This is a genomic window from Streptomyces sp. CMB-StM0423 (assembly GCF_002847285.1).
Taxonomy (GTDB): domain Bacteria; phylum Actinomycetota; class Actinomycetes; order Streptomycetales; family Streptomycetaceae; genus Streptomyces.
The window spans coordinates 2,680,527-2,702,997 of the sequence record NZ_CP025407.1 but is presented as its reverse complement, the minus strand read 5'-3'; the positions used below and the strand labels follow the sequence as shown (position 1 = coordinate 2,702,997).

Annotated in this window: 21 protein-coding genes; 12 read left to right on the top strand and 9 right to left on the bottom strand. The window is 74.5% G+C overall.

The genetic code is table 11. From position 1 onward, the window contains the following. Nucleotides 1-14: 14 nt before the first annotated feature. The gene (locus CXR04_RS11420; RefSeq protein WP_101421733.1) at nucleotides 15-1,124 is read right to left on the bottom strand and encodes a magnesium and cobalt transport protein CorA; all 1,110 of its coding nucleotides are present in this window, start codon (nucleotides 1,122-1,124) and stop codon (nucleotides 15-17) included. A gap of 481 nt (nucleotides 1,125-1,605) precedes the next feature. Between CXR04_RS11420 and CXR04_RS11415 the strand changes: the two genes are divergently transcribed. The 4 genes from CXR04_RS11415 to CXR04_RS11400 all read left to right on the top strand — a co-directional run bounded on the left by CXR04_RS11415 (nucleotide 1,606) and on the right by CXR04_RS11400 (nucleotide 4,806). Next, nucleotides 1,606-2,214 (top strand): suppressor of fused domain protein, encoded by a 609-nt coding sequence (locus CXR04_RS11415; protein ID WP_101421732.1) that lies wholly within the window; start codon nucleotides 1,606-1,608, stop codon nucleotides 2,212-2,214. A 129-nt stretch (nucleotides 2,215-2,343) separates the two neighbouring features. Continuing rightward, nucleotides 2,344-2,979, top strand: a complete 636-nt coding sequence (locus tag CXR04_RS11410) for a DUF6758 family protein (RefSeq protein WP_101421731.1) — start codon at nucleotides 2,344-2,346, stop codon at nucleotides 2,977-2,979. A gap of 287 nt (nucleotides 2,980-3,266) precedes the next feature. After that, on the top strand, nucleotides 3,267-4,112 hold the full coding sequence (locus CXR04_RS11405; RefSeq protein WP_101421730.1) for a PHP domain-containing protein: 846 nt from the start codon (nucleotides 3,267-3,269) through the stop codon (nucleotides 4,110-4,112). An 88-nt stretch (nucleotides 4,113-4,200) separates the two neighbouring features. Next, nucleotides 4,201-4,806, top strand: a complete 606-nt coding sequence (locus CXR04_RS11400) for a MarC family protein (RefSeq protein WP_101421729.1) — start codon at nucleotides 4,201-4,203, stop codon at nucleotides 4,804-4,806. A 15-nt stretch (nucleotides 4,807-4,821) separates the two neighbouring features. Here CXR04_RS11400 and soxR read toward each other — a convergent pair whose 3' ends face one another. The 3 genes from soxR to CXR04_RS11385 all read right to left on the bottom strand — a co-directional run bounded on the left by soxR (nucleotide 4,822) and on the right by CXR04_RS11385 (nucleotide 8,171). Continuing rightward, nucleotides 4,822-5,277 (bottom strand): redox-sensitive transcriptional activator SoxR, encoded by a 456-nt coding sequence (gene soxR / locus CXR04_RS11395; protein WP_101421728.1) that lies wholly within the window; start codon nucleotides 5,275-5,277, stop codon nucleotides 4,822-4,824. A 49-nt stretch (nucleotides 5,278-5,326) separates the two neighbouring features. After that, complete coding sequence (locus CXR04_RS11390; RefSeq protein WP_101421727.1) at nucleotides 5,327-6,187, bottom strand: alpha/beta fold hydrolase; 861 nt, start codon at nucleotides 6,185-6,187, stop codon at nucleotides 5,327-5,329. Nucleotides 6,188-6,716: 529 nt separating this feature from the next. Continuing rightward, entirely contained in the window at nucleotides 6,717-8,171 is a 1,455-nt protein-coding gene (locus CXR04_RS11385; protein WP_234380176.1) for a DEAD/DEAH box helicase, read from the bottom strand. A 473-nt stretch (nucleotides 8,172-8,644) separates the two neighbouring features. Between CXR04_RS11385 and CXR04_RS11380 the strand changes: the two genes are divergently transcribed. Next, on the top strand, nucleotides 8,645-9,415 hold the full coding sequence (locus CXR04_RS11380; RefSeq protein ID WP_101421725.1) for a ferritin-like fold-containing protein: 771 nt from the start codon (nucleotides 8,645-8,647) through the stop codon (nucleotides 9,413-9,415). A gap of 72 nt (nucleotides 9,416-9,487) precedes the next feature. On the opposite strand, the gene CXR04_RS11375 is transcribed toward CXR04_RS11380, so the two are convergent. From CXR04_RS11375 to CXR04_RS11360, 4 genes are all read right to left on the bottom strand, one after another. Next, on the bottom strand, nucleotides 9,488-9,778 hold the full coding sequence (locus CXR04_RS11375) for a hypothetical protein (RefSeq protein ID WP_442802368.1): 291 nt from the start codon (nucleotides 9,776-9,778) through the stop codon (nucleotides 9,488-9,490). 143 nt (nucleotides 9,779-9,921) lie between these two features. Beyond that, on the bottom strand, nucleotides 9,922-10,149 hold the full coding sequence (locus tag CXR04_RS11370) for a DUF3107 domain-containing protein (RefSeq protein ID WP_018834999.1): 228 nt from the start codon (nucleotides 10,147-10,149) through the stop codon (nucleotides 9,922-9,924). A 123-nt stretch (nucleotides 10,150-10,272) separates the two neighbouring features. Beyond that, nucleotides 10,273-10,914, bottom strand: coding sequence for a TetR/AcrR family transcriptional regulator (locus tag CXR04_RS11365; RefSeq protein WP_101421724.1), 642 nt, complete (start codon nucleotides 10,912-10,914; stop codon nucleotides 10,273-10,275). Nucleotides 10,915-11,076: 162 nt separating this feature from the next. After that, nucleotides 11,077-11,328: a hypothetical protein gene (locus CXR04_RS11360; protein ID WP_101421723.1), complete on the bottom strand. Its 252-nt coding sequence runs from the start codon at nucleotides 11,326-11,328 to the stop codon at nucleotides 11,077-11,079. Between the two features lie 170 nt (nucleotides 11,329-11,498). Between CXR04_RS11360 and CXR04_RS11355 the strand changes: the two genes are divergently transcribed. From CXR04_RS11355 to moeZ, 7 genes are all read left to right on the top strand, one after another. Further along, on the top strand, nucleotides 11,499-12,506 hold the full coding sequence (locus CXR04_RS11355; protein WP_234380175.1) for an alpha/beta fold hydrolase: 1,008 nt from the start codon (nucleotides 11,499-11,501) through the stop codon (nucleotides 12,504-12,506). Nucleotides 12,507-12,883: 377 nt separating this feature from the next. Beyond that, nucleotides 12,884-14,284 carry a DUF3152 domain-containing protein gene (locus CXR04_RS11350; RefSeq protein WP_101426316.1) on the top strand — a complete coding sequence of 467 codons (1,401 nt, stop codon included), beginning with the start codon at nucleotides 12,884-12,886 and terminating at the stop codon, nucleotides 14,282-14,284. Nucleotides 14,285-14,439: 155 nt separating this feature from the next. Then, on the top strand, nucleotides 14,440-16,107 hold the full coding sequence (locus tag CXR04_RS11345) for a DUF3492 domain-containing protein (RefSeq protein WP_101421721.1): 1,668 nt from the start codon (nucleotides 14,440-14,442) through the stop codon (nucleotides 16,105-16,107). Then, nucleotides 16,104-17,618 carry a hypothetical protein gene (locus tag CXR04_RS11340; protein ID WP_101421720.1) on the top strand — a complete coding sequence of 505 codons (1,515 nt, stop codon included), beginning with the start codon at nucleotides 16,104-16,106 and terminating at the stop codon, nucleotides 17,616-17,618. The genes CXR04_RS11345 and CXR04_RS11340 overlap by 4 nt, the downstream gene beginning before the upstream one ends. Continuing rightward, nucleotides 17,615-18,682, top strand: a complete 1,068-nt coding sequence (locus CXR04_RS11335) for an NAD-dependent epimerase/dehydratase family protein (protein WP_101421719.1) — start codon at nucleotides 17,615-17,617, stop codon at nucleotides 18,680-18,682. Before CXR04_RS11340 ends, CXR04_RS11335 begins: the two co-directional genes overlap by 4 nt. Beyond that, nucleotides 18,670-19,482 (top strand): spherulation-specific family 4 protein, encoded by an 813-nt coding sequence (locus CXR04_RS11330; RefSeq protein ID WP_101421718.1) that lies wholly within the window; start codon nucleotides 18,670-18,672, stop codon nucleotides 19,480-19,482. The genes CXR04_RS11335 and CXR04_RS11330 overlap by 13 nt, the downstream gene beginning before the upstream one ends. A 61-nt stretch (nucleotides 19,483-19,543) precedes the next feature. Further along, nucleotides 19,544-20,722, top strand: coding sequence for an adenylyltransferase/sulfurtransferase MoeZ (moeZ, locus tag CXR04_RS11325; protein ID WP_101421717.1), 1,179 nt, complete (start codon nucleotides 19,544-19,546; stop codon nucleotides 20,720-20,722). A 75-nt stretch (nucleotides 20,723-20,797) separates the two neighbouring features. On the opposite strand, the gene CXR04_RS11320 is transcribed toward moeZ, so the two are convergent. Continuing rightward, nucleotides 20,798-22,360, bottom strand: a complete 1,563-nt coding sequence (locus CXR04_RS11320) for an alpha/beta hydrolase (RefSeq protein ID WP_101421716.1) — start codon at nucleotides 22,358-22,360, stop codon at nucleotides 20,798-20,800. Between the last annotated feature and the right edge of the window lie 111 nt (nucleotides 22,361-22,471).

Sequence of the window (22,471 nt, the reverse complement as noted above, 5' to 3'; positions counted from 1 at the left end):
CCGGGCCCGTACCCCTACAGCCAGCCGTTGCGGCGGAAGCCGCGGTGCATCGCCAGGCAGATGCCGAGGATCAGGGTGAGCACCATGGGATAGCCGAACTCCCACTTGGTCTCCGGCATGTGGTCGAAGTTCATGCCGTATACCCCGGCGATCATCGTGGGCACCGCGAAGATCGCCGCCCAGGACGTGATCTTCCGCATGTCCTCGTTCTGGGCCACCGTGGCCTGGGCCAGATTGGCCTGCAGGATGGAGTTGAGCAGCTCGTCGAAGTTGACCACCTGCTCGTGCACGCGGGCCACGTGGTCCGCGACGTCCCGGAAGTACTTCTGGATCTCCGGGTCGACGAACCGCATCGGCCGCTCCGACAGCAACTGCATCGGCCGCAGCAGCGGCGCCACCGCCCGCTTGAACTCCAGCACCTCGCGCTTGAGCTGGTACACCCGCCCGGCGTCGCTGCCGCGCCCGCTGCGGCCGTCGCTCGGTGAGAAGACGTCGATCTCGACCTCGTCGATGTCCTCCTGGACCGCGTCGGCGACGACGATGTAACTGTCGACGATCTGGTCGGCGATGGCGTGCAGCACCGCGGACGGGCCGGTCGCCAGCAGCTCCTGGTCCTGCTCCAGCCGGGCGCGCAGCGCGCGCAGCGAGCCCTGGCCGCCGTGCCGGACGGTGATGATGAAGTCCTGGCCCGTGAAGCACATCACCTCGCCGGTCTCCACCACCTCGCTGGAGGCGGTGAGTTCGGCGTGCTCCACGTAGTGGAGGGTCTTGAAGACGGTGAACAGCGAGTCCTCGTACGGCTCCAGCTTCGGCCGCTGGTGCGCGTCGATCGCGTCCTCCACGGCCAGCGGGTGCAGCCCGAACTCCTGGGCGATGCCGGCGAACTCGCGCTCCGTCGGCTCGTGCAGCCCGATCCAGGCGAAGCCGCCCCCGGCGCGCACCCGGCGCATCGCCTGGGCGGGGGAGAGCCGTTCGCTGATGCGCCGGCCGCCGCGGTAGACGGCGCAGTCGACGACGGCGCTGACGGAGGCCGGGTCGCGGGTGGGGTCGTAGCTGTGCGCGGACTGGCCGCGGCGCTTGATGGCGGGACGGACGACGGCTCGCAGGTCACGGATCATCGACATGGGCGAACTCCTTCACGCTCCTGCCGGGCGCGGGCCAACGCTGCCGGGAATGGGGATCTACGCAGAGGTACACCCACAAAGCGGGCACCGCTGAGCGCGCCGACGGCACGTCAGTGGATTACGGCGGAAAAGTGCGTGCTCAGCCGCCGGGCGCCGAACGGCGCGGCCGGGAGTCGGCCTGGAGATCCCCGCATCGTCGCGGGGGAGGACCGGCGAGGGTCAGCGAGTGCCGGGCCGGGCGGGAGAGCTGTCGGTACTGCAAGGTCGGCTGGGATCCACCGCAGTTCCCACCTCCTCCGGCCGGGCCCTGTCGAAGGGCGTGCGTGTCCAAGCCGTTCGCGTGCTGCTCATGTGCCTGTGCGTCGGGGATGTGCCCGCGCCGTACGTACGACGCGCATCAAGCCGACACGCAAGGTTAGCAGCCGCCGGTGAACCGGCCGTCCCGCGTTGACGCTTCCCCGGCGCCCGTAGGCTGAGGCACATGGCGTACGAGGACGTGCTGGCGCAGGTGGAACGGCGGCTGACCGGGGTGTTCGGCGAGCCCGACGCGCGGGCGTCGGTGACCTTCATCGGCACCGACCGCATCGAGGTGGCGCGTTTCACGTCGGCCACCGCCGAGGGCGAACCGCTCCTGCGTTACGCCACCCTCGGCATGTCCGCGCAGCCCATGACCGACCCGGCGCAGGCGCTGGCCGACCCGCTGCGCGGCCCGCGCGCCGAACTGCTGCTGACCGTACGGGCCGGTCTCGCCGACACCGGCAAGGTGCTGCGCCCGCTCGCCGTCCTCGCCGCGTCGCCCCAGGTGGAGGGCGTCGTCGTGGCGCCGGGGGCGTCGCTGGAGGTGGGCGGGCGGCTGTGGCCCGGCGCGCCGTTCCGCGCGGTGCTGGTCGCGGAGCCGGGCGGGCTCGTCGACGACGTGGTGCTGCCGGAGCCGCGGGAGCCGGTGCGGTTCCTGCCGCTGCTGCCGATGACGCCGAACGAGGCCGCGTGGAAGCGGGTGCACGGCGCGGCGGCGCTGAACGAGCGCTGGCTCGCGGCGGGCACGGACCTGCGCGACCCGCTGCGGCGCGGGGTGGAGCTGGGCGCGTAGCGCCGCCTCCCGGCGCACGCCGTACGGGGACGGGGTGGCGGCCGGCGCGCGCCGGGACGGCAGCGCGGGCGGCCCCGGACGGGTGATCGTCCTTGACGGCGCGGCGGCCGGGGAGGACCGTAAGTTCCTATGAGGGGCGAACCCAGTTGCCCGAAGTGCGGCGGGCGGGTCCGGGCGCCCGGTCTCTTCACCGACTCCTGGCAGTGTGAGCGGCACGGACCCGTGCAGCCGCTGCAGCCCGTCATACCGCCCAGCGTCGAGGCGCTCGGGGTGGTGGTGCACCGGGCCCAGGTGCCGGTCTGGATGCCGTGGCCGCTGCCCCTGGGCTGGCTGTTCACCGGCGTCGCGAACGCGGGCGACGACCGCAGCGGCGGCCGGGCTACCGCCGTCGCCTGCTCCGGACCCGGACCGCTGGGCGGTCCTGGCGAGCTGATCCTCGTCGCCGAGGAGCTGGGCGTCGGCCTCGGCGCGCGCTTCGCCGGCGTGCAGGGGCCCGACCCGGGGCCGGGGATGTGCACCGACAAGCCGCCGGACGCCAAGGTCATCGCCGCCGGCCGGCCCACCCCGCTGTGGCACGTCGGCGGCGTACCCGCGGACCGGGCCGTCTTCGCCGGGGAGGCGCGCGGCCTGTGGCTGTGGGCGGTGGTCTGGCCGGAGCAGTCGGGACTGCTGCTCTACGACGAGCTGGTGCTCACCGACCTGCGCGACGCCGGCGCCGAGATCGAGCTGCTGCCCTGCGGGGCCCTGTCGCCGCGGCTGCTCTAGGCCCTGTCTGGCAAATCCCGCCTGCGTCGCGACGCCTGGCACGCACGCTCGCTGCGTTGTCGGATCGACCGAACAGGCCCACTATGCGGTCGACCCTCCGCCTTGCGGTCGTACGCACCAGACGCCGCGACGCCCGCCCAGAGGGCGGACGGCGCTGTTTGCCGGACAGGGCCTACCCGCGCCGCGCGACGGGTGTCCGCGAAGCCGCACCTTCTCGGTTGGACAGCCGCCCGGGACCGTAAGCTGGGTGCCTTCCAGCGACCCCGAGCCCGTGCGAGGTACCGTCCGTGCGCATCGACCTGCATACCCACTCCGCCGATTCGGACGGTACGGACACCCCCGCCGAGCTGGTGCGCAAGGCGGCGGCCGAGGGTCTGGACGTCGTCGCGCTCACCGACCACGACGGCGTCGGCGGCCACGCCGAGGCGATCGAGGCGCTGCCCGCCGGGCTGACCCTCGTCCCCGGCATGGAGCTGTCCTGCGACCTCGGCGGCATCAGCCTGCACATGCTCGCGTACTTCTTCGACCCCGAGGAGCCGGAGCTGACCCGCGAGCGCGACGCCGTGCGCAACGACCGGGTGCGCCGGGCCCGGCTGATGACCGAGCGGCTGATCGAGCTGGGCGTGCCCATCACCTGGCAGCGCGTCCAGGAGATCGCCGGCGAGGGCGCCATCGCCCGGCCGCACGTGGCCAGCGCGATGGTCGAGGCCGGCATCGTCGACTCGGTCCAGGACGCGTTCACCGACGAGTGGATCGGCTCCGGCGGCCGGGCGTACGTGGAGAAGCACGAGCTGGACCCCTTCGACGCCATCCGGCTGATCAAGGGCGCCGGGGGCGTCACGGTCTTCGCCCACCCGCTGGCCGTCAAGCGCGGCGTGTGCCTGCCGGAGAGCGCGGTCGCGGAGCTGGCCGCCGCCGGCCTCGACGGCATCGAGGTGGACCACATGGACCACGACGAGGAGACCCGCGCCCGGCTCCGCGGCACGGCCGCCGACCTGGGCCTCCTCGCCACCGGCTCCAGCGACTACCACGGCGCGCGCAAGACATGCCGCCTGGGCGAGTTCACGACCGCCCCGGAGGTCTACGAGCAGATCGTCGACCGCGCCTCGGGCGCGGCCCCGGTAGAGCGCTAGCCGCGCGCCGGGGCGTTCGGGCCGGCGGGCGGGTATGCGACGCTGCCCGCCGGGGCCCGTTTCGTACGGGACGCCTTAAGCTCCTGGCGTGTTCGATCTCGCCCTCTTCGGCTCGGTCTTCGTCACGCTGTTCGTGATCATGGACCCGCCCGGCACCACGCCGATCTTTCTCGCGCTCACCTCGGGCCGGCCGCTCAAGCTGCAGCGCAAGATGGCCATGCAGGCGGCGGCCGTGGCCTTCGGGGTGATCGCGGTCTTCGCCGTCGGCGGGCAGCAGATCCTCGACTACCTGCACGTCTCCGTACCGGCGCTGATGGTCGCGGGCGGGCTGCTGCTCCTGCTGATCTCCCTCGACCTGCTCACCGGCAAGGCCGAGGAGCCCACCCAGACCAAGGACGTCAACGCCGCCCTCGTACCGCTGGGCATGCCGCTGCTCGCCGGACCCGGGGCGATCGTGACCGTGATCCTGGCGGTGCAGGACGCGCACGGGGTGCGCCAGGAACTGGCGGTGTGGGCGGCGATCGTCGCCATCCACCTCGTGCTGTGGGTGACGATGCGCTATTCGCTGCTGATCATCCGGGTCATCAAGGAAGGCGGCGTCGTGCTGGTCTCGCGGCTGGCCGGGATGCTGCTGGCGACGATCGCGGTGCAGCAGATCGCCAACGGCGTCACGGAGTTCATCCAGCAGGCGTGAGCGCGTACCGCCTCGTCACACCCCGAGGCCGCGGGCGCCGGGACCGCGCTCGCCCAGCCGGTCGTCGGTGTTGGCCAGCGCGCACTTGTCGAGCGACAGGCAGCCGCAGCCGATGCACTCGGTGAGGTTGTCGCGCAGCCGCTCCAGCCGGCGGATATGGGTGTTGAGGTCCTTGCGCCAGCCCTCCGACAACTGCGCCCAGTCGGCGCGGGTGGGCGTACGTCCCTCGGGCAGCACCGCGAGCGCCTCGCGGATGGCCGCCAGCGGGATCCCCACGCGCTGCGAGGCGCGGATGAACGCGACCCTGCGCAGGGTGTCCCGGGAGAAGCGGCGCTGGTTGCCGGTGGTGCGGCGGCTGCTGATCAGGCCCTGGCGCTCGTAGAAGCGCAGCGCGGACTGGGGGACTCCGCTGCGGTCGGACAGCTCGCCGATGGTGGCTTCCCTGGCCCGCGGGGAGAGGTGGTGCGTCATGTCCGCCAGCGTAACTCGACCTCAACCACGGTTGAGGTTCTCTGTGCCACTACCGGTCGGCCGACCAGAACGCGGCGAGTGCGGCGGCGGTCTCGGCCGGGCGGTCGACGTTGGGGGAGTGGTCGGCACCTTCGACGACGGTGCGGTGGGCGCGCAGCCGCCGCGCCATGTCGTCCATCTGCGATACGGGCCACACGTAGTCGGAGGCGCCGGTGAGCACGTGCACGGGCAGCGGCAGGCCGGCCAGCTCCGCGGTCCTGTCGGGCTCCTCGCGCAGTTGCCTGGCGGTGGCCATGAGCTGGGCGGGGCTGGTACCGAGCCAGCGGCGGTGCAGGAAGTCGTCCACGTCGGCGGGGGTGCGGGCGTCGGCGGCCTCGGGCGGGTCGAAGGCGCGCATGGCCTGCCAGACGGTCTCCATGTCGTACGTGGCCAGGGCGTCGCCGAGGAGCTTCGCGCGGGACTGCTGCTCGTCGCAGACGACGCCGGGGCCGCAGCTCATCAGGGTCAGCGAGGCGAAGGCGCCGGGCGCCCGGAGGGCGGCGGCGCGGGCGATGTGGCCGCCGAGGGAGTGCCCGAGGAGGTGCAGCGGAGGGTCGTCGGGGGCGGTGAGCGCGGTGGCGAGGGCGAGGAGGTCCTGCGCGAGTTCGTCCTGCGCGTACGCGTCCTCGTCGGCGGGGCCCTCGGTCTCGTACTGCCCCCGGCCGTCGACGGCGAGCACGCGGAAGCCGGCGGCGGCGAGGGGTCCGAGGAGGGCGATGAAGTCCTCCTTGCTGCCGGTGAACCCGGGCAGCAGGAGCGCGGTCCCGTGGACGGGCCGCCCGGCCCGCAGCGCGGCGAACGCCCCCCGCGGAGTGTCGACCCGCAGGGCCTCGACCCCGCCCGGCAACGCAACGAACGGCGGCTTGCTCATCCCCCGACCCTAACCGCGGCCGCACCCCCCGGGACACCCACCCCGCTCCGCGGGGGCGCGGAGGTGCGGCCGGGCCGAGGCGCCGGCCGCGGGCCCGCGGCCACCGGGCGGCAGGGGCTTCGCGGCGCGGCGGGGGCGGAGGCACCGTCGGCACCGGCAGGGCGTCCGGCGGTCGTCGGCAGGAGCTCGGCGATCGCGGAGGGATCCCGACGTCGGGGCACCGCGGCCGTGGCGCCTGCGACCGCCGCCTCGGCGGATGGCCACGGGCCAGGGGCGGCTCCGGGCCGGGCCCCGCGCGGTTGGCGGCGGGGCGCCGGCGTCGTGGTGCCTGGAAGCGCCGTTTCGGCGGATGGCTTCTGGCCGCAGCGGCTTGGCCGCACTGCCGGTCTTGGCGGGGCGCGGTGCCGTGGCGGCAGCCGTTCCTGGCAGCGGCGGCCCCTGGCGCGTAGCGCCACCGCTCGTGGCAGGCCGCGGGCCCGGGGCGTACGTCGTGACGTACGTCCCGGGCCCGAAGGGTGCTGTTGTGCTGCTACTCCGCCGCAGCCGTGCCCGCGTTGCCGCTGCGGGTGCGGCGACGGCGGCGGCGCGGCTTGCGGGATGCGGCGTCCGCCGCGGCCGCGGCCGGCTCCGCCGCGGTCTCCCGCGGCTCGGCTGCGGCCCCGGCGCCTTCGGCGGCCTCGGCCGCCACCGGGCGGCCGCTCCGCGTGCGGCGGCGCTGCCGCTGCGTACGGGTCCGCTTCGGGTGCTCCTCGGTGGCCGGCCGGCGCGAGCCCGCGCCGCGGCGGCCGCCGCCCGTCTCGCCCAGGTCTTCCAGCTCCTCGGCGCCGAGCCCCGCGCGGGTGCGCTCGGCGCGCGGCAGCACGCCCTTCGTACCCTCCGGGATACTCAGCGACTCGTACAGGTGCGGGGAGGTGGAGTACGTCTCCTCGGGGTTCTCCAGGTCGAGCTCCAGCGCCTTGTTGATCAGGTGCCAGCGCGTGATCTCGTCCCAGTCGACCAGTGTGACCGCCGTGCCGGACGCGCCTGCGCGGGCGGTGCGGCCGATGCGGTGCAGGTACGTTTTCTCGTCTTCCGGCGTCTGGTAGTTGATCACGTGCGTGATGCCGGCGACGTCGATGCCGCGCGCCGCCACGTCCGTGCAGACCAGCACGTCGACCTTGCCGTTGCGGAACGCCCGCAGCGCCTGCTCGCGCGCGCCCTGGCCCAGGTCGCCGTGGACCGACCCGGCGGCGAACCCGCGCCGGGTCAACTGCTCCGCGACGTCCGCGCACGTGCGCTTCGTACGGCAGAAGATCATGGTCAGCCCGCGGCCCTCGGCCTGGAGGATGCGCGCCAGCATCTCCGGCTTGTCCATGGAGTGCGCCCGGAATGCGTGCTGCTCGACGGCGGCGACGGTCGCGCCCTCGTCGTCGGGCGCGGTGGCGCGGATGTGGGTGGGCTGCGACATGTAGCGCCGGGCGAGGCCGATGACCTGCCCCGGCATGGTGGCCGAGAACAGCATCGTCTGCCGCTTGGCGGGCAACTGCTGGATGATCTTCTCGACGTCCGGCAGGAAGCCGAGGTCCAGCATCTCGTCGGCCTCGTCGAGCACCAGCACCTTGATCTTCGACAGGTCCAGCTTGCGCTGGCCTGCGAGGTCGAGGAGGCGGCCGGGGGTGCCGACGACGACGTCGACGCCCTTCTTCAGCGCCTCTAGCTGGGGCTCGTACGCCCGGCCGCCGTAGATCGACAGCGCGCGGACGTTACGGACCTTGCCGGCGGTCAGCAGGTCGTTGGTGACCTGGACGCACAGCTCGCGGGTGGGGACGACGACGAGCGCCTGCGGGGCGTCCGTCAGGGCGCCGGTGCCGGCGCGACCGTTCTCGACGTCGGCGGGGACGACGACCTTCTCCAGCAGGGGAAGGCCGAAGCCGAGCGTCTTACCGGTACCGGTCTTGGCCTGGCCGATCACGTCGGTGCCGGCGAGGGCCACGGGAAGGGTCATCTCCTGAATGGGGAAAGGAGTGGTGATTCCCACGGCCTCCAGGGCCTCAGCAGTCTCGGGGAGGATCCCCAGGTCTCGAAACGTGGACAGGATGCTTGCCTCTTCTGTCGGTCGCGGCGAGCGGCGGGGGACGGGGGTCGTACCGCGCGGGTGGCGCGGGACCACTTCTTCCGTCACTCGCGCGCTCAAGCCGCGAGAATTCCCTCCGGCGGTGTGCGTACGGCGGGACAGGCCGCACGGGCTCCGCTGAGAGCGGTCGGGGTCGGAGCCGATCGGGCCACCGACCGGGCATCCTTCAATACATGCTTCCCACGCGCCTCCGGGCTCACGCCCGCGGCGTGGGGGACCCGCCGTGACCGGCGAGTGCTATACCACTCTACCTAAAATCGTGCAGCCGTGTTGTGCGATGTCTCATAGTCCACGGGCTGACCAGGCTCTTCCCAGCCCCCTGCGGGCCGCTATATTCCGCTCCTATGGACACTCCCCCTGCCGACGAGGCCGCCCCCCAGGACACCGGCGAAACCGGCGCCGCCGCCGACACCGCCGCATCCGGCGTAGCCGCCGAGGACTGGGCGCAGGCCGCCGCCGACCCGCAGTACCGGGCCGCGGTCGTGGACCTGCTCGGCGCCCTCGCCTACGGCGAGCTGGCCGCCTTCGAGCGGCTGGCGGAGGACGCGAAGCTGGCGCCCGGCGTGGAGGACAAGGCGGAGCTGGCGGCGATGGCCGCCGCCGAGTTCCACCACTTCGAGCGGCTGCGGGACCGGCTGGCCGAGATCGACGAGGACCCGGCGCGGGCAATGGAGCCGTTCGCCGCCGCGCTGAACGAGTTCCACCGCCAGACGGCGCCGTCCGACTGGCTGGAGGGCCTGGTCAAGGCGTACGTCGGCGACTCGATCGCCAGCGACTTCTACCGCGAGGTCGCGGTCCGGCTGGACTCGGACACCCGCGGCCTGGTGCTGAGCGTGCTGGACGACACCGGGCACGCCACCTTTGCCGTCGGGAAGGTCCGCAGCGCGATCGAGGCCGACCCCCGGCTGGGCGGCCGGCTGGCGCTCTGGGCGCGGCGGCTGATGGGCGAGGCGCTGAGCCAGGCGCAGCGGGTGGTGGCGGAGCGGGACGCGCTGTCGATGATGCTCGTGGGCGGCGTCGCCGACGGGTTCGACCTGGCGGAGGTGGGGCGGATGTTCTCGCGTATCACCGAGGCGCACACCAAGCGGATGGCGGCGCTGGGTCTCTCCGCATAGCGCGGCGCCCGGGCGGTCCGCCCGGGCGCGCGTGGGTCTCTCCGGTTCAAGGGTTGGTACGGGTAGGGCCGCTCAGCGCACCGGGCGGCCCGCCAGGTACGCCGCCGCGGGGCGGCTCCGCTCCCGGTTCTTGACCAGCAGCGACAGCATCGCCGCCGAGAAGGCTCCGGCGACCGGCAGGACGATCGGCAGGTTCCCCGCGCCCAGCACCGTGTGGGCCAGGGCGGCGCCGAGCACGGCGGCCCCGGGTCCCGTGGCCAGCGTCAGGTTCCGGTGCCGGAACCGATCCGGATAGCGGGAGAGTGCGGCCAGGGCAATCGCCAGGCCGATGACTGCGGAAAGTACGGCTGCCAGGATCATCATCTCGCGCCCGCCCTTCGTTGGGCCCCACTGCTGGGGTGAACCGGACGCTCCGGATCTACCCGCATGGATTCGCGGGCAAACGACGGCCCCCCGGTGTCGGACACCGGGGGGCCGGACGAGCTGTGCGAGCGGGGGATCCGCCCTCAGAGGGCGCCGAAGCCCACCTTGCGCGCGGTGGGCGCGCCGATCTCCACGTAGGCGATACGGCCCGACGGCACGAGGATCTTCCGGCCGCGGTCGTCGACCAGGGTCAGCACCTCCGACTTGCCGCCGAGCGCGTCCGCCACCGCGCTCTCGATCTCTTCGGCGGACTGCCCGCTCTCCAGGCTGATCTCTCGGGGGGCGTGCTGCACGCCGATCTTGACCTCCACGGCCTGATCCCTTTCGGTCAGTTGGATGTACGAGTGCACACTAACCCGGCGTGCACATCCCGCGGGACCGATGCCTGCACGCCCGCAGCGAACACCGCTACGGGACGTGTCCGCGGGCCACGGCTACGGCTGGTCCGGGCCCCCGTGCATCGGGAAGCCGGCGATGCCGCGCCAGGAGAGCGAGGCGATCAGGCGGGCGGCGTCGTCGCGCGGGATGGACCGGCCGGAGCCCAGCCAGTAGCGCGCGGTGATCTGCGCCATGCCGCACAGCCCCACCGCGAGCAGCATCGCCTGCTCGACCGGCAGGTCGGTGTCCTCGGCGATGACCTCGCTGACCGCCTGCGCGCAGTCCAGGCTGACCCGGTCGACGCGCTCGCGCACCGCGGGCTCGTTGGTCAGATCGGACTCGAAGACCAGCCGGAAGGCGCCGCCCTCGTCCTCGACGAAGGCGTAGTACGCGTCCATCGTGGCGGCGACGCGCTGCTTGTTGTCCGCCGTGGACGCGAGCGCCGCGCGCACCGCCTTGAGCAGCGCGTCGCAGTGCTGGTCGAGCAGGGCGAGGTACAGCTCCAACTTGCCGGGGAAGTGCTGGTAGAGCACCGGCTTGCTGACGCCGGCGCGGTCCGCGATGTCATCCATGGCGGCGGAGTGGTACCCCTGGGCGACGAAGACCTCCTGGGCCGCACCGAGGAGCTGGTTGCGGCGCGCGCGGCGGGGGAGCCTCGTACTGCGTGGACGCGTCTCGGCCTGCTCCATGGCTGTCACTGCGCCTCCTGGTTCCTGAGATGATCGCCCCCGGGACGCCGGGCCTGTCCGGCGGGCCGACCGCAGGTGCCATCGTACGTGCGGGTAATCGTCCGGCGCTCCGTCGCTGCGCGAAATTTCATCGCCCCTGACCCGGGGCGAACCAGGGCAATACAGAGCACGTCACCGGTATTCGTCCTCGCCCCCTTCGACGACGCGGGCCTGCTCGGCGGCGTCGGCGGGGTTCACGTCGTCGCCGTGGCGCTCGCCCGGCGTGACGTCCTCGTCGCCCTGCTCCACCTCGGCGCGCTGCTCCGCGACGTCCGCCTCCGGGGCCTCGGCGTCCCGTTCCGCGGGGGCGTCCGCGCTCCCGTCCGGCCCGGTGCGGCGGGCGGGCTCGTCGAAGGTGTCCGAATCCTGCGGGTCGACAGCCATGGCGTCGTCTCCTGTCCGCGTCGTTCGTCACCCGGACTTCGGGCACAGTTTCGGGCGATGTCCTCCATACGTCCTCCATACGAGCGTAAGAGAGGGTGCTTTCGGCCGCGAGGCGGCTTGTGATGGCGAACACATGAACCACTGCGTGACTGTCTCGTAACATTGCCCCCATGCCGTCGACAGAGCGCTCTCTGGCGGGCGACGAAGCATTCCCGGCGAACGGCTCGCCCGGGACCGTGCCGCCCCCTCCTCCCGAAGGCCGGGGCGGCGTCGAGCGACGGCAGGTGACGCTCCCCGGACTCACCGTCGCCGTCCGCGGCCACCCGCCGGCGTGCGCGGGACTGCCGCCCGCGGTGTACGTGCACGGGCTCGGCGGCTCCGCGCTGAACTGGGCCGGACTCGGCCCCCTGCTCGCCGCCCGCGTCGACGGCGACGCCGTCGACCTGCCCGGCTTCGGCGACTCACCGCCCCCCGACGACGGCGACTACTCCCTCTCCGGCCACGCCCGCGCCGTCATCCGCTGCCTCGACGCGGCCGGTCGCGGCCCCGTACACCTCTTCGGCAACTCGCTGGGCGGCACCATCGTCACCCGCGTCGCGGCCCTCCGACCCGACCTGGTGCGCACCCTCACCCTCGTCTCCCCTGCACTGCCCGAACTGCGGCCGCAGCGCACCGCGATGCCCACCGCGCTGCTCGCCGTGCCCGGCGTCACCGCACTCTTCGCCCGGCTGACCCGGGACTGGACCGCGGAGCAGCGCACCCGCGCGGTGCTGGGCCTCTGCTACGGCGACCCGGGCCGGGTCAGCCCGGAGGGGTTCGCGGAGCACGCGCGCGAGTACGCCAAGCGCATGCGGCTGCCGTACCACTGGGACGCGCTGGAGCGGTCGGCGCGCGGGGTCGTCGGCGCGTACACCCTGGGCGGGCAGCATTCACTGTGGCGGCTGGCCGAGCGGGTGCTGGCCCCTACGCTGCTCATCTACGGAGGGCGCGACCAACTCGTATCGTTCAGGATGGCGCGGCGGGCGAAGGCCGCGTTCCGCAACTCACGGTTGCTGGCCCTGCCTGCGGCCGGGCACGTGGCCATGATGGAGTACCCGGAAGTGGTGGCCAGGGCGTTCACCGAGATGTTGGACGAGTACGAGACAGGGATCGCAGACGCGAGCCCCGGCGGGAGCTGACACACACGGTGGGCAGGCACAGCGCGTCCGGCAAGGGCAAGAAGCAGGCGCGGGACGGCGGCGGGACCCGGTCGGGGTCCGGGCCGGCGTCCGGGTCGGGGCCGCGGCCGCCGCTGCCGCGGCGGGGCGACACGGGGCCGATCCCGCGGATCAGCGACACAGGCCCGATCCCGCGGGTGACGGACACGGGTCCGGTGCGGCGGGTCTCCGACACGGGTCCTGTGCCGCGGGTGCCGGGGGACGGGCGCACGGTCTCGGGTACGGGCGCGATGCCGCGGTTCGGCGACACGGGTCCGGTGCCGCGGGTCTCCGCTACGGGGCCGATCCCGCGGGCCGGCGGGACGGGGCCGATCCCGCGGGGCTCCGGGACCGGACCGATTCCGCGGGTCTCCGATACGGGCCCCGTGCCGCGCGCCGCCGGGACCGGGCCGGTGCCCCGGGTCTCCGGCACCGGCCCGATTCCCCGCGTCTCGGACACCGGGCCGACGCCGCGGGTCGCCGACACCGGGTCGATGCGGCGCGTGGCCGGGCCCGGGGGGCCGCCGCCCGTGCACGGGATGCCGCGCCCGCCCCGTGGCCGCACGGCCCCCGTGGACGACACCGGCGAGCGCCCCCTCGGTCACCCCGAGCACCATGAGCCCGGCGGCGGTTGGGGTGTCCCGCCGTACGAGCAGCCCGGGCGCGGGCCCGTCGCCGCCACCGTCGCCGCCACGCCCACGCCCGTACGGCAGGACTACCTCGACGCCTTCGACGGGCCGGGGCCCGGCCACGCCGCAGAGCCCGCCGCGCGCCGCCACGGTGACGTGCCGGGTCCCGCCCCCGCCCCCGACGACTTCGGCTGGCCACCGCCCGGCGACGAGGAACCGCCCGACGGCACCGCGACCGCCCTGCACTCCACGGGCGGCGGCCACCGCCGCCGCCGGCAGCGCCCCACCAACCGCGGCCGGGTCGCCACCGGTGTCGCCGCCGCCGTCGTGACGTGCGCGCTCGCCGCCGCCATCGCCGGCCAGGTCTCCGACGGCCGCGCCAAGCGCGCCGACGCCGCCGCGTCCGACGAGCGCAAGCAGCGCGCCGGCGCCGACGACGCCGCCTCCCGCTCCGGCGACCGCGACGACCCGGCGGGCGCGGAGGACCCGGAAGGACCGGACGCCGACGAGGACGCGCGGGCCGTGCCCGCCACGTACACCGGGAAGATGGCGGCCACGTACCCCCTCAGCCGCAACCTCACCGGCTCCGGCAAGCTCACCACCGTCCCCGGCCGCGACAAGGCGCCCGGCCGCGGCGAGGTCGTCACCTACCGCGTGGACGTCGAGGAGGGACTGCCGCTCGACGGCGAGCTGTTCGCGGCCGCCGTGCACAAGACGCTCAACGACGAGCGCAGTTGGGGCGGCCAGGGCGACCGCACCTTCGAGCGGGTGGGCCGGGACGACGAGTCCGTGTTCGTCATCACCCTGGCCAGCCCGGGGACCACCGACGAGTGGTGCGCCAAGTCGGGGCTCGACACCAGCGACGAGGACGTGTCCTGCGACTCCGCCGCCACCGAGCGCGTGATGATCAACGCCTTCCGGTGGGCGCAGGGTTCGAAGACCTACGGCGACGACATCCACGCGTACCGGCAGATGCTCATCAACCACGAGGTGGGCCACCGGCTCGGGCACGGGCACGTCGGCTGCGAGCAGGACGGTGCGCTGGCGCCGGTGATGATGCAGCAGACGAAGTACCTGTCGACGGACGGCGCCACCTGCAAGCCCAACGCCTGGCCGTACCCGCGCGACTGACCCCCGGCGGGTGACGGGAGCGGGCAAAACGCCCCACACCCCGAATAGTCACGGGTATTCACCCCTTCCGGTGGTGCGACGGACAACCGTCCATCGCGCTGCCCCGCCGCGTGCGTACCGTCCTCCCACCGGATGGAGCCACAGCAGTTTCGGGGGTGTTCTCGTTGCGCATCGGCCTTCTCGCGGAGGGCGGATTCCCGTTCGCCGCGGGCGAGTCGCCGGGGTGGTGCGACCGGCTCGTACGCGGGCTTGCGCACCATGAGTTCGACGTTTTCGCGTTTGCGGTCGATGCGGCGCAGGAGGCGTCGGGGCTCGTACCGCTGCCGCCGCAGGTGCGGGCGGTGCACGTCGCGCCGTTGTGGCGCCCGGCGCCCGGCGAGCGCCGCTACGGGCGCGCCGAACGGCGGCGCTTCGCCGAGCACTTCGCGGAGTTGGCGGGCGCGCTGGCGGCCGGGGGCGCCGGGGAGGTCACGGGGCGGGAGTCCGGGCAGGACCGTTTCGCTTCCGGTCTCTACGGGCTGGCGGAGCTGGCCAGGGACGCGGGCGGGCCGGGGCGCGCGCTGCGCGAGGAGCAGGCGGTGCGGATCCTGGAACGGGCCTGCCGGGCGCCGGGCGCACATCCGGTGGTGCAGGGGGCGCGCGTCGTGGAGTTGCTCGCGGTCGCCGCGCATCTGGACCGGGCGCTGCGGCCGTTGGGCGCCGGGTGGTACGGAGACGGGGACGGCGGCGCCGGGCTGGCCGGGGCCGACCTGTGCCACGCCCTGTCCGGCGGCCCCGCGGCGCTGCCGGGGCTGCTCGCACACCGGTTCTTCGGCACGCCGCTGCTGGTCACGGAGTACGGGGTGCGGCTGCGCCGGCACTACCTGGAGAGCGGCTGGGGGGCGTACGCCGGCGGCACCGTGACCGTACGGACGCTGGTGGCGGCCTTCCACCGCCGGCTGGCGGCCGAGGCGTACGCCATGGCGGCGCTCGTGACCCCGGGCAACGCGCACGCGCGGCGCTGGGCGCTGCGCCTGGGCGCGGAGGGGCACAGGCTGCGGACGGTGTACCCGGGCATGGACGCGGCACGGTTCGCCGAGGTGGCGGAACCGCCGGCGGCCGGGGACGACAGCACCCTGGTCTGGGCCGGACGGATAGAGCCGGCCGGCGACCTCATCGCGCTGCTGCACGCGTTCGCGGAGATCCGCAGGGAGGAGCCGGCAGCCCACCTCGTCGTGGCGGAGACGGGCCCCCCGGCCGCCGCCCATGCGGGCTACCGCGACCACTGCCGCGCGCTGGCCGCCCAGCTCTTTCCCGACGAGGCGGCCGACGCGCACGCGGTGGGCGCAAGCCCGGTGTCGTTCGAGGAGATCGGCGACCCGGCGCTGCCGGACCGGGCGGCGGCGTACGCGGCGGGCGGGGTGACGGTGCTCTCCAGCGTGGTGGCGGGCTTCCCCGTGGGCCTGGTCGAGGCGATGCTCTGCGGCCGGGCGACGGTGTCGACCGACGTCGGCGCGGTCCGGGAGGTCATCGGCGGCACGGGCCTCGTGGTCCCGCCGCGGAACCCGCGGGCGCTCGCGGACGCCTGTCTGGCGCTGCTCCGCGACCCGGCGCGCCGCGCGCGGCTGGGCGCGGCGGCGCGGGCGCGCGCGGTGGAGCTGTTCACGGCGGAGCAGAACGTGGACGCGTTCGGCTCCATCTACCTGGAGCTGGCCTCCCACGGCCCGGCCCGCGCCACCCCGCATCCCTTCGCGCACCCTCCGGAGGCGTATCTGGCGGCCGCGCCGGCGCCGGACGCCGACCGGGCGGGTGCGGGCCCCGTGCTTGAGGGGGCCGACCGATGACGGACGGCCCGAGAGCGGCCCCGGAGCCCCGGACGCGTGAGCCGCAGATGCGGGAGCCGGCGCCGCCCACGCCGGCGGAAGACCTGGCGGAAGCGCTGGAGGAAGCTTTCGGCCCGCGCCCGGAACCCCCCGCCGTAACGTCCCTCCACCCCCCGCCCGCCGAAGGCGAGGCGGGTTCCCCCGGCGCGGGGGCGGCGCAAGCCGCGGCGCCGGAGACTGCCGCGCCAGGCGGGCAGGCGGCCTCCTACGGCGCTGTCGCCGCGGCCGTCGGTCACCCGGGCCCGCCGCGCACCGCTCAGCCGGCTCGCCCCGGTGCCGCTCCCGCCGTCGGGTCCTCGCCCACCGCGGCCCCGGCCGTCCGGCCGCGGCGCGGGTCCGCCGATCCCGTGCGGGGGCTCATGCACCGGCACCGGGAGCTGTGCCGGCGGGCCGTCGATCCGCTGGAGATCGCCGCCGGTCTGGAGGCGCACGGCGTCACCGACCGGACCGCCGTGCGCTACCGGCACCGGGATGTGTTCTCCCTCGCCGAGGAGATGTACGTACGGACCCGGCGCCCCGGCGCCGGGCCCCCGCCGCCGGGCGGCCCCCAGTCCCGTACGCCCCTCGCCCCGCTCGCCCATCTCCTGCCGCTCGGCGGCGGGTTGCTCGTGCTCGGCGCCGCCGGGCTGCACGGCCGGGCGCAGGTGGCGCTGACCGCCGCCGGCGTCGCCTGGGCCGTGGTCGCGCTGGTGCTCGGGTCGCAGCGGGGCCCGCTGCGGGTCGGGGCCGGGCTGCCGCCCGCGGCCGGGCTCGCCGTGGGGTGGCTGCTGGCGTACGCGGTCTACGGGGACTGGTTCCTCGGCGAACTGCTCGGCGGCGCCACCGGCGTCACCCGCACGCCCGTCGTGCCGTACGCCACCGCCGCCGCCCTCGCCGCGCTCACCGCCGCCGTGCTGCCCGCCGCGGCCGTGGCCCGGTGGTTCGCCGCCCGCGCCCGCGGCGGCCTGCGGGAGAGCCGTGATCTGGCCGAGTTCCGCGCCCGGGTCCGCCCGCTGCTCGCCGCCGCCGTCGCCGCCGTGCTGGCCGTCCTCGGCGCGCTGCAACTCGCCGCCGTGGCCGCAGGACCGCTCTTCGACGGGGCCACCCGCCGGCCCGCCGTCCCCGCCGCCGCCTGCGCCCTCGGCGCGCTGCTCTTCCTCGCCCGGCTGCTCGCCGTGCACGGCTTCCCCCGGGCCGCCGCGTACGGCCTCGCCGCCGCCTGCGCCGCGCAGGTCACGGCGCTGCTGCTGGTCCTGGCCGCCCGGGTTCCCGGGCTTGCCGTGCTCGGCCGTCCGGTCGAGCTGCTGGTCGCCGGCTCCGCCGGCTTCCGTATGGCCGCCGTGCCTGCGGTCGCCTGCGGCGCCGCCGCGCTCGCGCTGCTGGCGTACGCCGGCCGCGCACTCACCCGAGCCTCCGCTCATCGCAAGGAGCACAACGAGATGACCGCACCACCACTGGCCACGCCCTCCCCGGACGACGGGGGTGCGCGATGAGGGTGTTGCTCATCGGCGGCACCGGCTTCGTCGGCCGCTACGTCGCCGACCGCCTGCTCGCCGACCCCGCCGTGCAGCTCACCGCGCTCGGCCGCGGCGACGACGCCGACGTGCGGTTCGACCTGTCGTCCGGCAGCCCCGGCGCGCTGACCCGGTTCCTCGACGCCGTGCACCCGGGCGTCGTCGTCAACTGCGCCGGCACCACCCGCGGCAGCGCCCGCGACCTGACCCGGCACAACACCGTCGCCGTCGCCACCCTCTGCGAGGCCATGCGGCGCAGCAGTTGCTCCGCGCGGCTGGTGCACGTGGGCTGCGCCTCGGAGTACGGTCCCTCGCCGGCCGGCTCGTCGACGGCCGAGGACGCGCTGCCGCGCCCCGGCGGCCCGTACGGCGTGAGCAAGCTCGCCGCGACCGAGCTGGTGCTCGGGTCCGGGCTCGACGCCATCGTGCTGCGGGTGTTCTCGCCCGCGGGTCCCGGCACCCCGGCGGGTTCACCGCTCGGCCGGCTGGCGGAGGCGCTGCGGCGGGCGATGCAGCAGGGCGACGGCGAGCTGAAGCTCGGCGGACTCGGCGCGCAGCGGGACTTCGTGGACGTACGGGACGTGGCGCGGGCGGTGCACGCCGCGTCGCTGTCGGCGGCGCAGGGCGTGGTGAACATCGGCGGCGGGCGCGCGGTGCGGCTGCGGGACGCGGCGGCGGCGCTGGCGCGGATCGCGGGGTACGGCGGCCAGTTGCACGAGTACGACACCACGCTGACCGGCCGGATCCCGCAGCCCGCGGGCGCAGGACACGGCCTCGGGCACGGCGGCCACGGCCCGGGGCACGGCATGGGCCACCCCCTGGGCCACGGCCACGGTCCCGCGCACGGACCCGGCCACGGCACGAACGGCGGCCCCGGCACGGAACCGGCGGCGGTCGCCGCGGCGTATCCGTATCCGGACGGGTGCGGCGCCTGGCAGCAGGCGGACATCAGGACGGCGCGGGACCGCCTGGGCTGGCGGCCCCGGATCGGAATCGAGGAGAGCCTTGCGGACATCTGGATGGAGGCGGCATGCCGCATCTGAGACCTGACGGGCCGGGCAGGCCGCCCGGCGCGGCCGCGGCGCTGCGGGACCTGCCGGGCGTACCGCCCGCGCCGGAGGGCCGGCGGCAGCTCCCGCCGCAGCCGGCCGAGACGCCCCTCCGCCTCGCCGTCCCCGGCTACGCGCACCCCCTCGTCGCCCCCGTCGAGTGGGGCGAGCTGACCCGGCCCGCCGCCGCGGGCGCCGTCCACTGGACGGTGCTCGACGTCGCCGGCGGGCCCGGCGCCCGCCCCGACCCGCACTGCCTGGAGGCCGCGGGCCGGCTGAAGTCGGCGCGGGTGCGCACCCTGGGCATGCTCGACCTGCGCCACGGCCGCCGCCCCTTCGGCGAGTTGATCACCGAAGCGCACCGGTTCCTGGAGTGGTACCGCGTCGACGGCTTCTACCTCGGCCGCTGCCCCGCCGGCCGCGACCGGCTGCCGGAGGTCCGGCGGGTCACCACGACGCTCGGCGCGCTCGCCCCGCGCACCCACGTCGTCCTCGGCATCGGCACGCACCCGTACCCCGGCTACGCCGAGGCCGCCGACCAGCTCGTCACCTTCGCGGGTCCGTGGGCGGACTACCGCTGGTCGCAGGTCGCCGAGTGGACCGCGGAGTACCCCGCCGAGCGGTTCTGCCACCTGGTCCACGGCGTGCCGCCGACGCATCTGGACGAGGCGATGCGGGTCGCCCGCTGGCAGGGCGCGGCCTCGGTGTTCTTCACGGACAGGACCGGCTGGGAGGCGCTGCCCGGCTACTGGGACGACCTTGTCTCGCGTCTCGGACAGGGTGTCTCGGAATGAGGAGGTGCGTGGCAGTGTTACGGGAAGACCCACTGTGCTCTCACACGCTTACGGAGTTCCCGTGTCGCTGCCACCGCTGGTCGAGCCCGCCCCCGAGCTCTCCGTCGACGAGGTCCGCAGGTACTCGCGCCACCTGATCATCCCGGACGTCGGGATGGCCGGCCAGAAGCGGCTGAAGAACGCCAAGGTGCTCTGTGTGGGCGCCGGCGGCCTCGGCTCGCCCGCGCTGATGTACATGGCGGCGGCGGGTGTGGGCACGCTCGGCATCGTCGAGTTCGACGAGGTCGACGAGTCGAACCTGCAGCGGCAGGTCATCCACAGCCAGGCGGACATCGGCCGCCCCAAGGCGGAGTCCGCCCGCGACACGGTGCTGGGCATCAACCCGTACGTGAAGGTCCAGCTCCACCAGGAGCGGCTGGACTCCTCGAACGTCATGGAGATGTTCGCGGAGTACGACCTGATCGTCGACGGCACGGACAACTTCGCCACCCGCTACCTGGTCAACGACGCCTGCGTGCTGCTCGGCAAGCCGTACGTCTGGGGCTCCATCTACCGCTTCGACGGCCAGGCGTCGGTCTTCTGGGCCGAGCACGGCCCGTGCTACCGCTGCCTGTACCCCGAGCCCCCGCCGCCCGGCATGGTGCCGAGCTGCGCCGAGGGCGGCGTGCTGGGCGTGCTGTGCGCGTCGATCGGCTCGATCCAGGTCAACGAGGCCATCAAGCTGCTCGCCGGCATCGGCGACCCGCTGGTCGGCCGGCTGATGATCTACGACGCCCTGGAGATGCAGTACCGCCAGGTCAAGGTCCGCAAGGACCCGGACTGCGCGGTCTGCGGCGAGAACCCGACCGTCACCGAGCTCATCGACTACGAGGCGTTCTGCGGCGTCGTCTCCGACGAGGCGCAGGAGGCCGCGGCCGGCTCCACGATCACTCCGAAGCAGCTCAAGGAGTGGATCGACGACGGCGAGAACATCGACATCATCGACGTCCGGGAGCCCAACGAGTACGAGATCGTCTCGATCCCCGGCGCGCGGCTGGTCCCGAAGGACGAGTTCCTCATGGGCAACGCCCTGGAGGGGCTGCCGCAGGACAAGAAGATCGTCTTGCATTGCAAGACGGGTGTCCGGTCCGCGGAAGTCCTGGCGGTGCTGAAGTCGGCGGGCTTCGCCGACGCGGTGCACGTGGGCGGCGGCGTGGTCGGCTGGGTGAACCAGATCGAGCCGGACAAGCCCGTCTACTGACGCGGGGGCGTACGACGACGCGGCGTGCCGCCGCCGGAGGTTCTCCGGCGGCGGCACGTCTGTCTGTCTGGCGGGCTACTTGCGGCAGGTCGTGTCGTTCTTCGGGGCCCGGCCGTCGAGCAGGTACGTGTCGACCGCCTCCTGCGTGCAGCGGTTGCCGCTGCCGTACGCCCCGTGCCCCTGGCCGACGCGCGTGAGCTTCACCGCCACGTCGCCGCCGAGCGCGTCGACCATCCGCTGCGTGCCCTCGAACGGCGTCGCCGGGTCGCCGGTGCTGCCGACGACCAGCATCGTGTCCGCGCCCTTCGCGCTCACCTGCGGCGTCAAGCGCTTGCCCGTCACCGGCCAGCCGTCGCAGGACGCCAGGCCCCAGGCCATGAAGTCGCCGAAGACCGGCGACGCCTTGCGGAACTCCGGCAGCCGGTCGCGGATGTCGTCGATCGAGTAGCGGTCCTTGGTGTCCGCGCAGTTGACCGCGAGGAAGGACGACTGGAGCGTGGTGTAGTGCCCGTCGGGCTCGCGGCCGTTGAGTGCGTCGGCCAGGAGCAGCAGGGTCGCGCCGTCGTCGCCCTGCGCCTGCTCCAGGCCCTGGGTCAGCAGCGGCCAGAGCTGCTTGGAGTACAGCGACTGCGCGATGCCCCCGGTGGCCAGCGACTCCGTCAGGTCGCGGCCGGAGGTGGCCGGGATCGGCTTGCCGTCGAGCCGCTGCAGCAGGTCCGCGACGTCCTCGGTGGCCACCGCGGGCTCGCCGGCGGCGGCGTCGCCGAGGGGGCACTGCTTGCCCTGCCGGGCGCAGTCCTCGGCGTAGTTCTCCAGCGCCCGCTGGAAGCCCTTCGCCTGCGCCAGCGAGCGCTGCGCGCTGTTCTGCGTGGGGTCCACCGGGCTGTCGAGCACGGCCCGGCCGATCCGCTGCGGGAAGAGGTGGGCGTAGACGGCGCCCAGTTCGGTCCCGTAGGAGATGCCGAAGTAGTGCATCTTGTCGTCGCCGAGCGCGGCGCGCATGAGGTCCATGTCGCGGGCGGCGCTCTCGGTGGCGACGTGCGGCAGGATCCTGCCCGACTTCTTCTCGCAGGCGGCGGCGAAGTCGTGGATCCGGTCGAGGTACGCCTTCTCCTCCGCCTTGTCGTCGGGGGTGTTGTCGGCGGCGAAGTACTTGTCGAGCGCGCGGTCGTCGAGGCAGTGCACGCCCTCGCTGCGGCCCACGCCGCGCGGGTCGAAGCTGACGATGTCGTAGCGCTTGTGCAGCGTCTTGTACTGGGGGGCGAGGCCCGGGAGGGTGTCGATGCCGGAGCCGCCGGGGCCGCCGAAGTTGAAGAGCAGCGAGCCGATGCGGTCCGCCCGCGGCCCGGTGGCCTTGGCGCGGATCATGGCGATGCCGATCTTCTCGCCGTCCGGCTTGTCGTGGTCGAGCGGTACGTCGAGCGTGCCGCACTGCCAGTCGGTCTTCGCGGCCGGCGCCCCGGGCGCGGGCTTGGGGAGGTTCTTGCACGCCCCCCAGTGGATGCCGGCGGCCGCCGCGCCGTCCTCCAGGCCGCCGTCGCGCTCGGACGACGACGCGATGCCGCAGCCGGCCGCGGCCAGGGCGGTCAGAAGGACGGTGGCGGCGGTGACGGCGGTGGTCGGCTTGGTGACCCGCACGATGGCTCCCCGGTCTCGGCGGTGGCGGACTGCCATCGTCCGGCGGGGCGCGGACGGCCGCGCGCTGCGCGGGGCGTACGGGTGAGTACGGTGGTCCCCATACCGTTCACC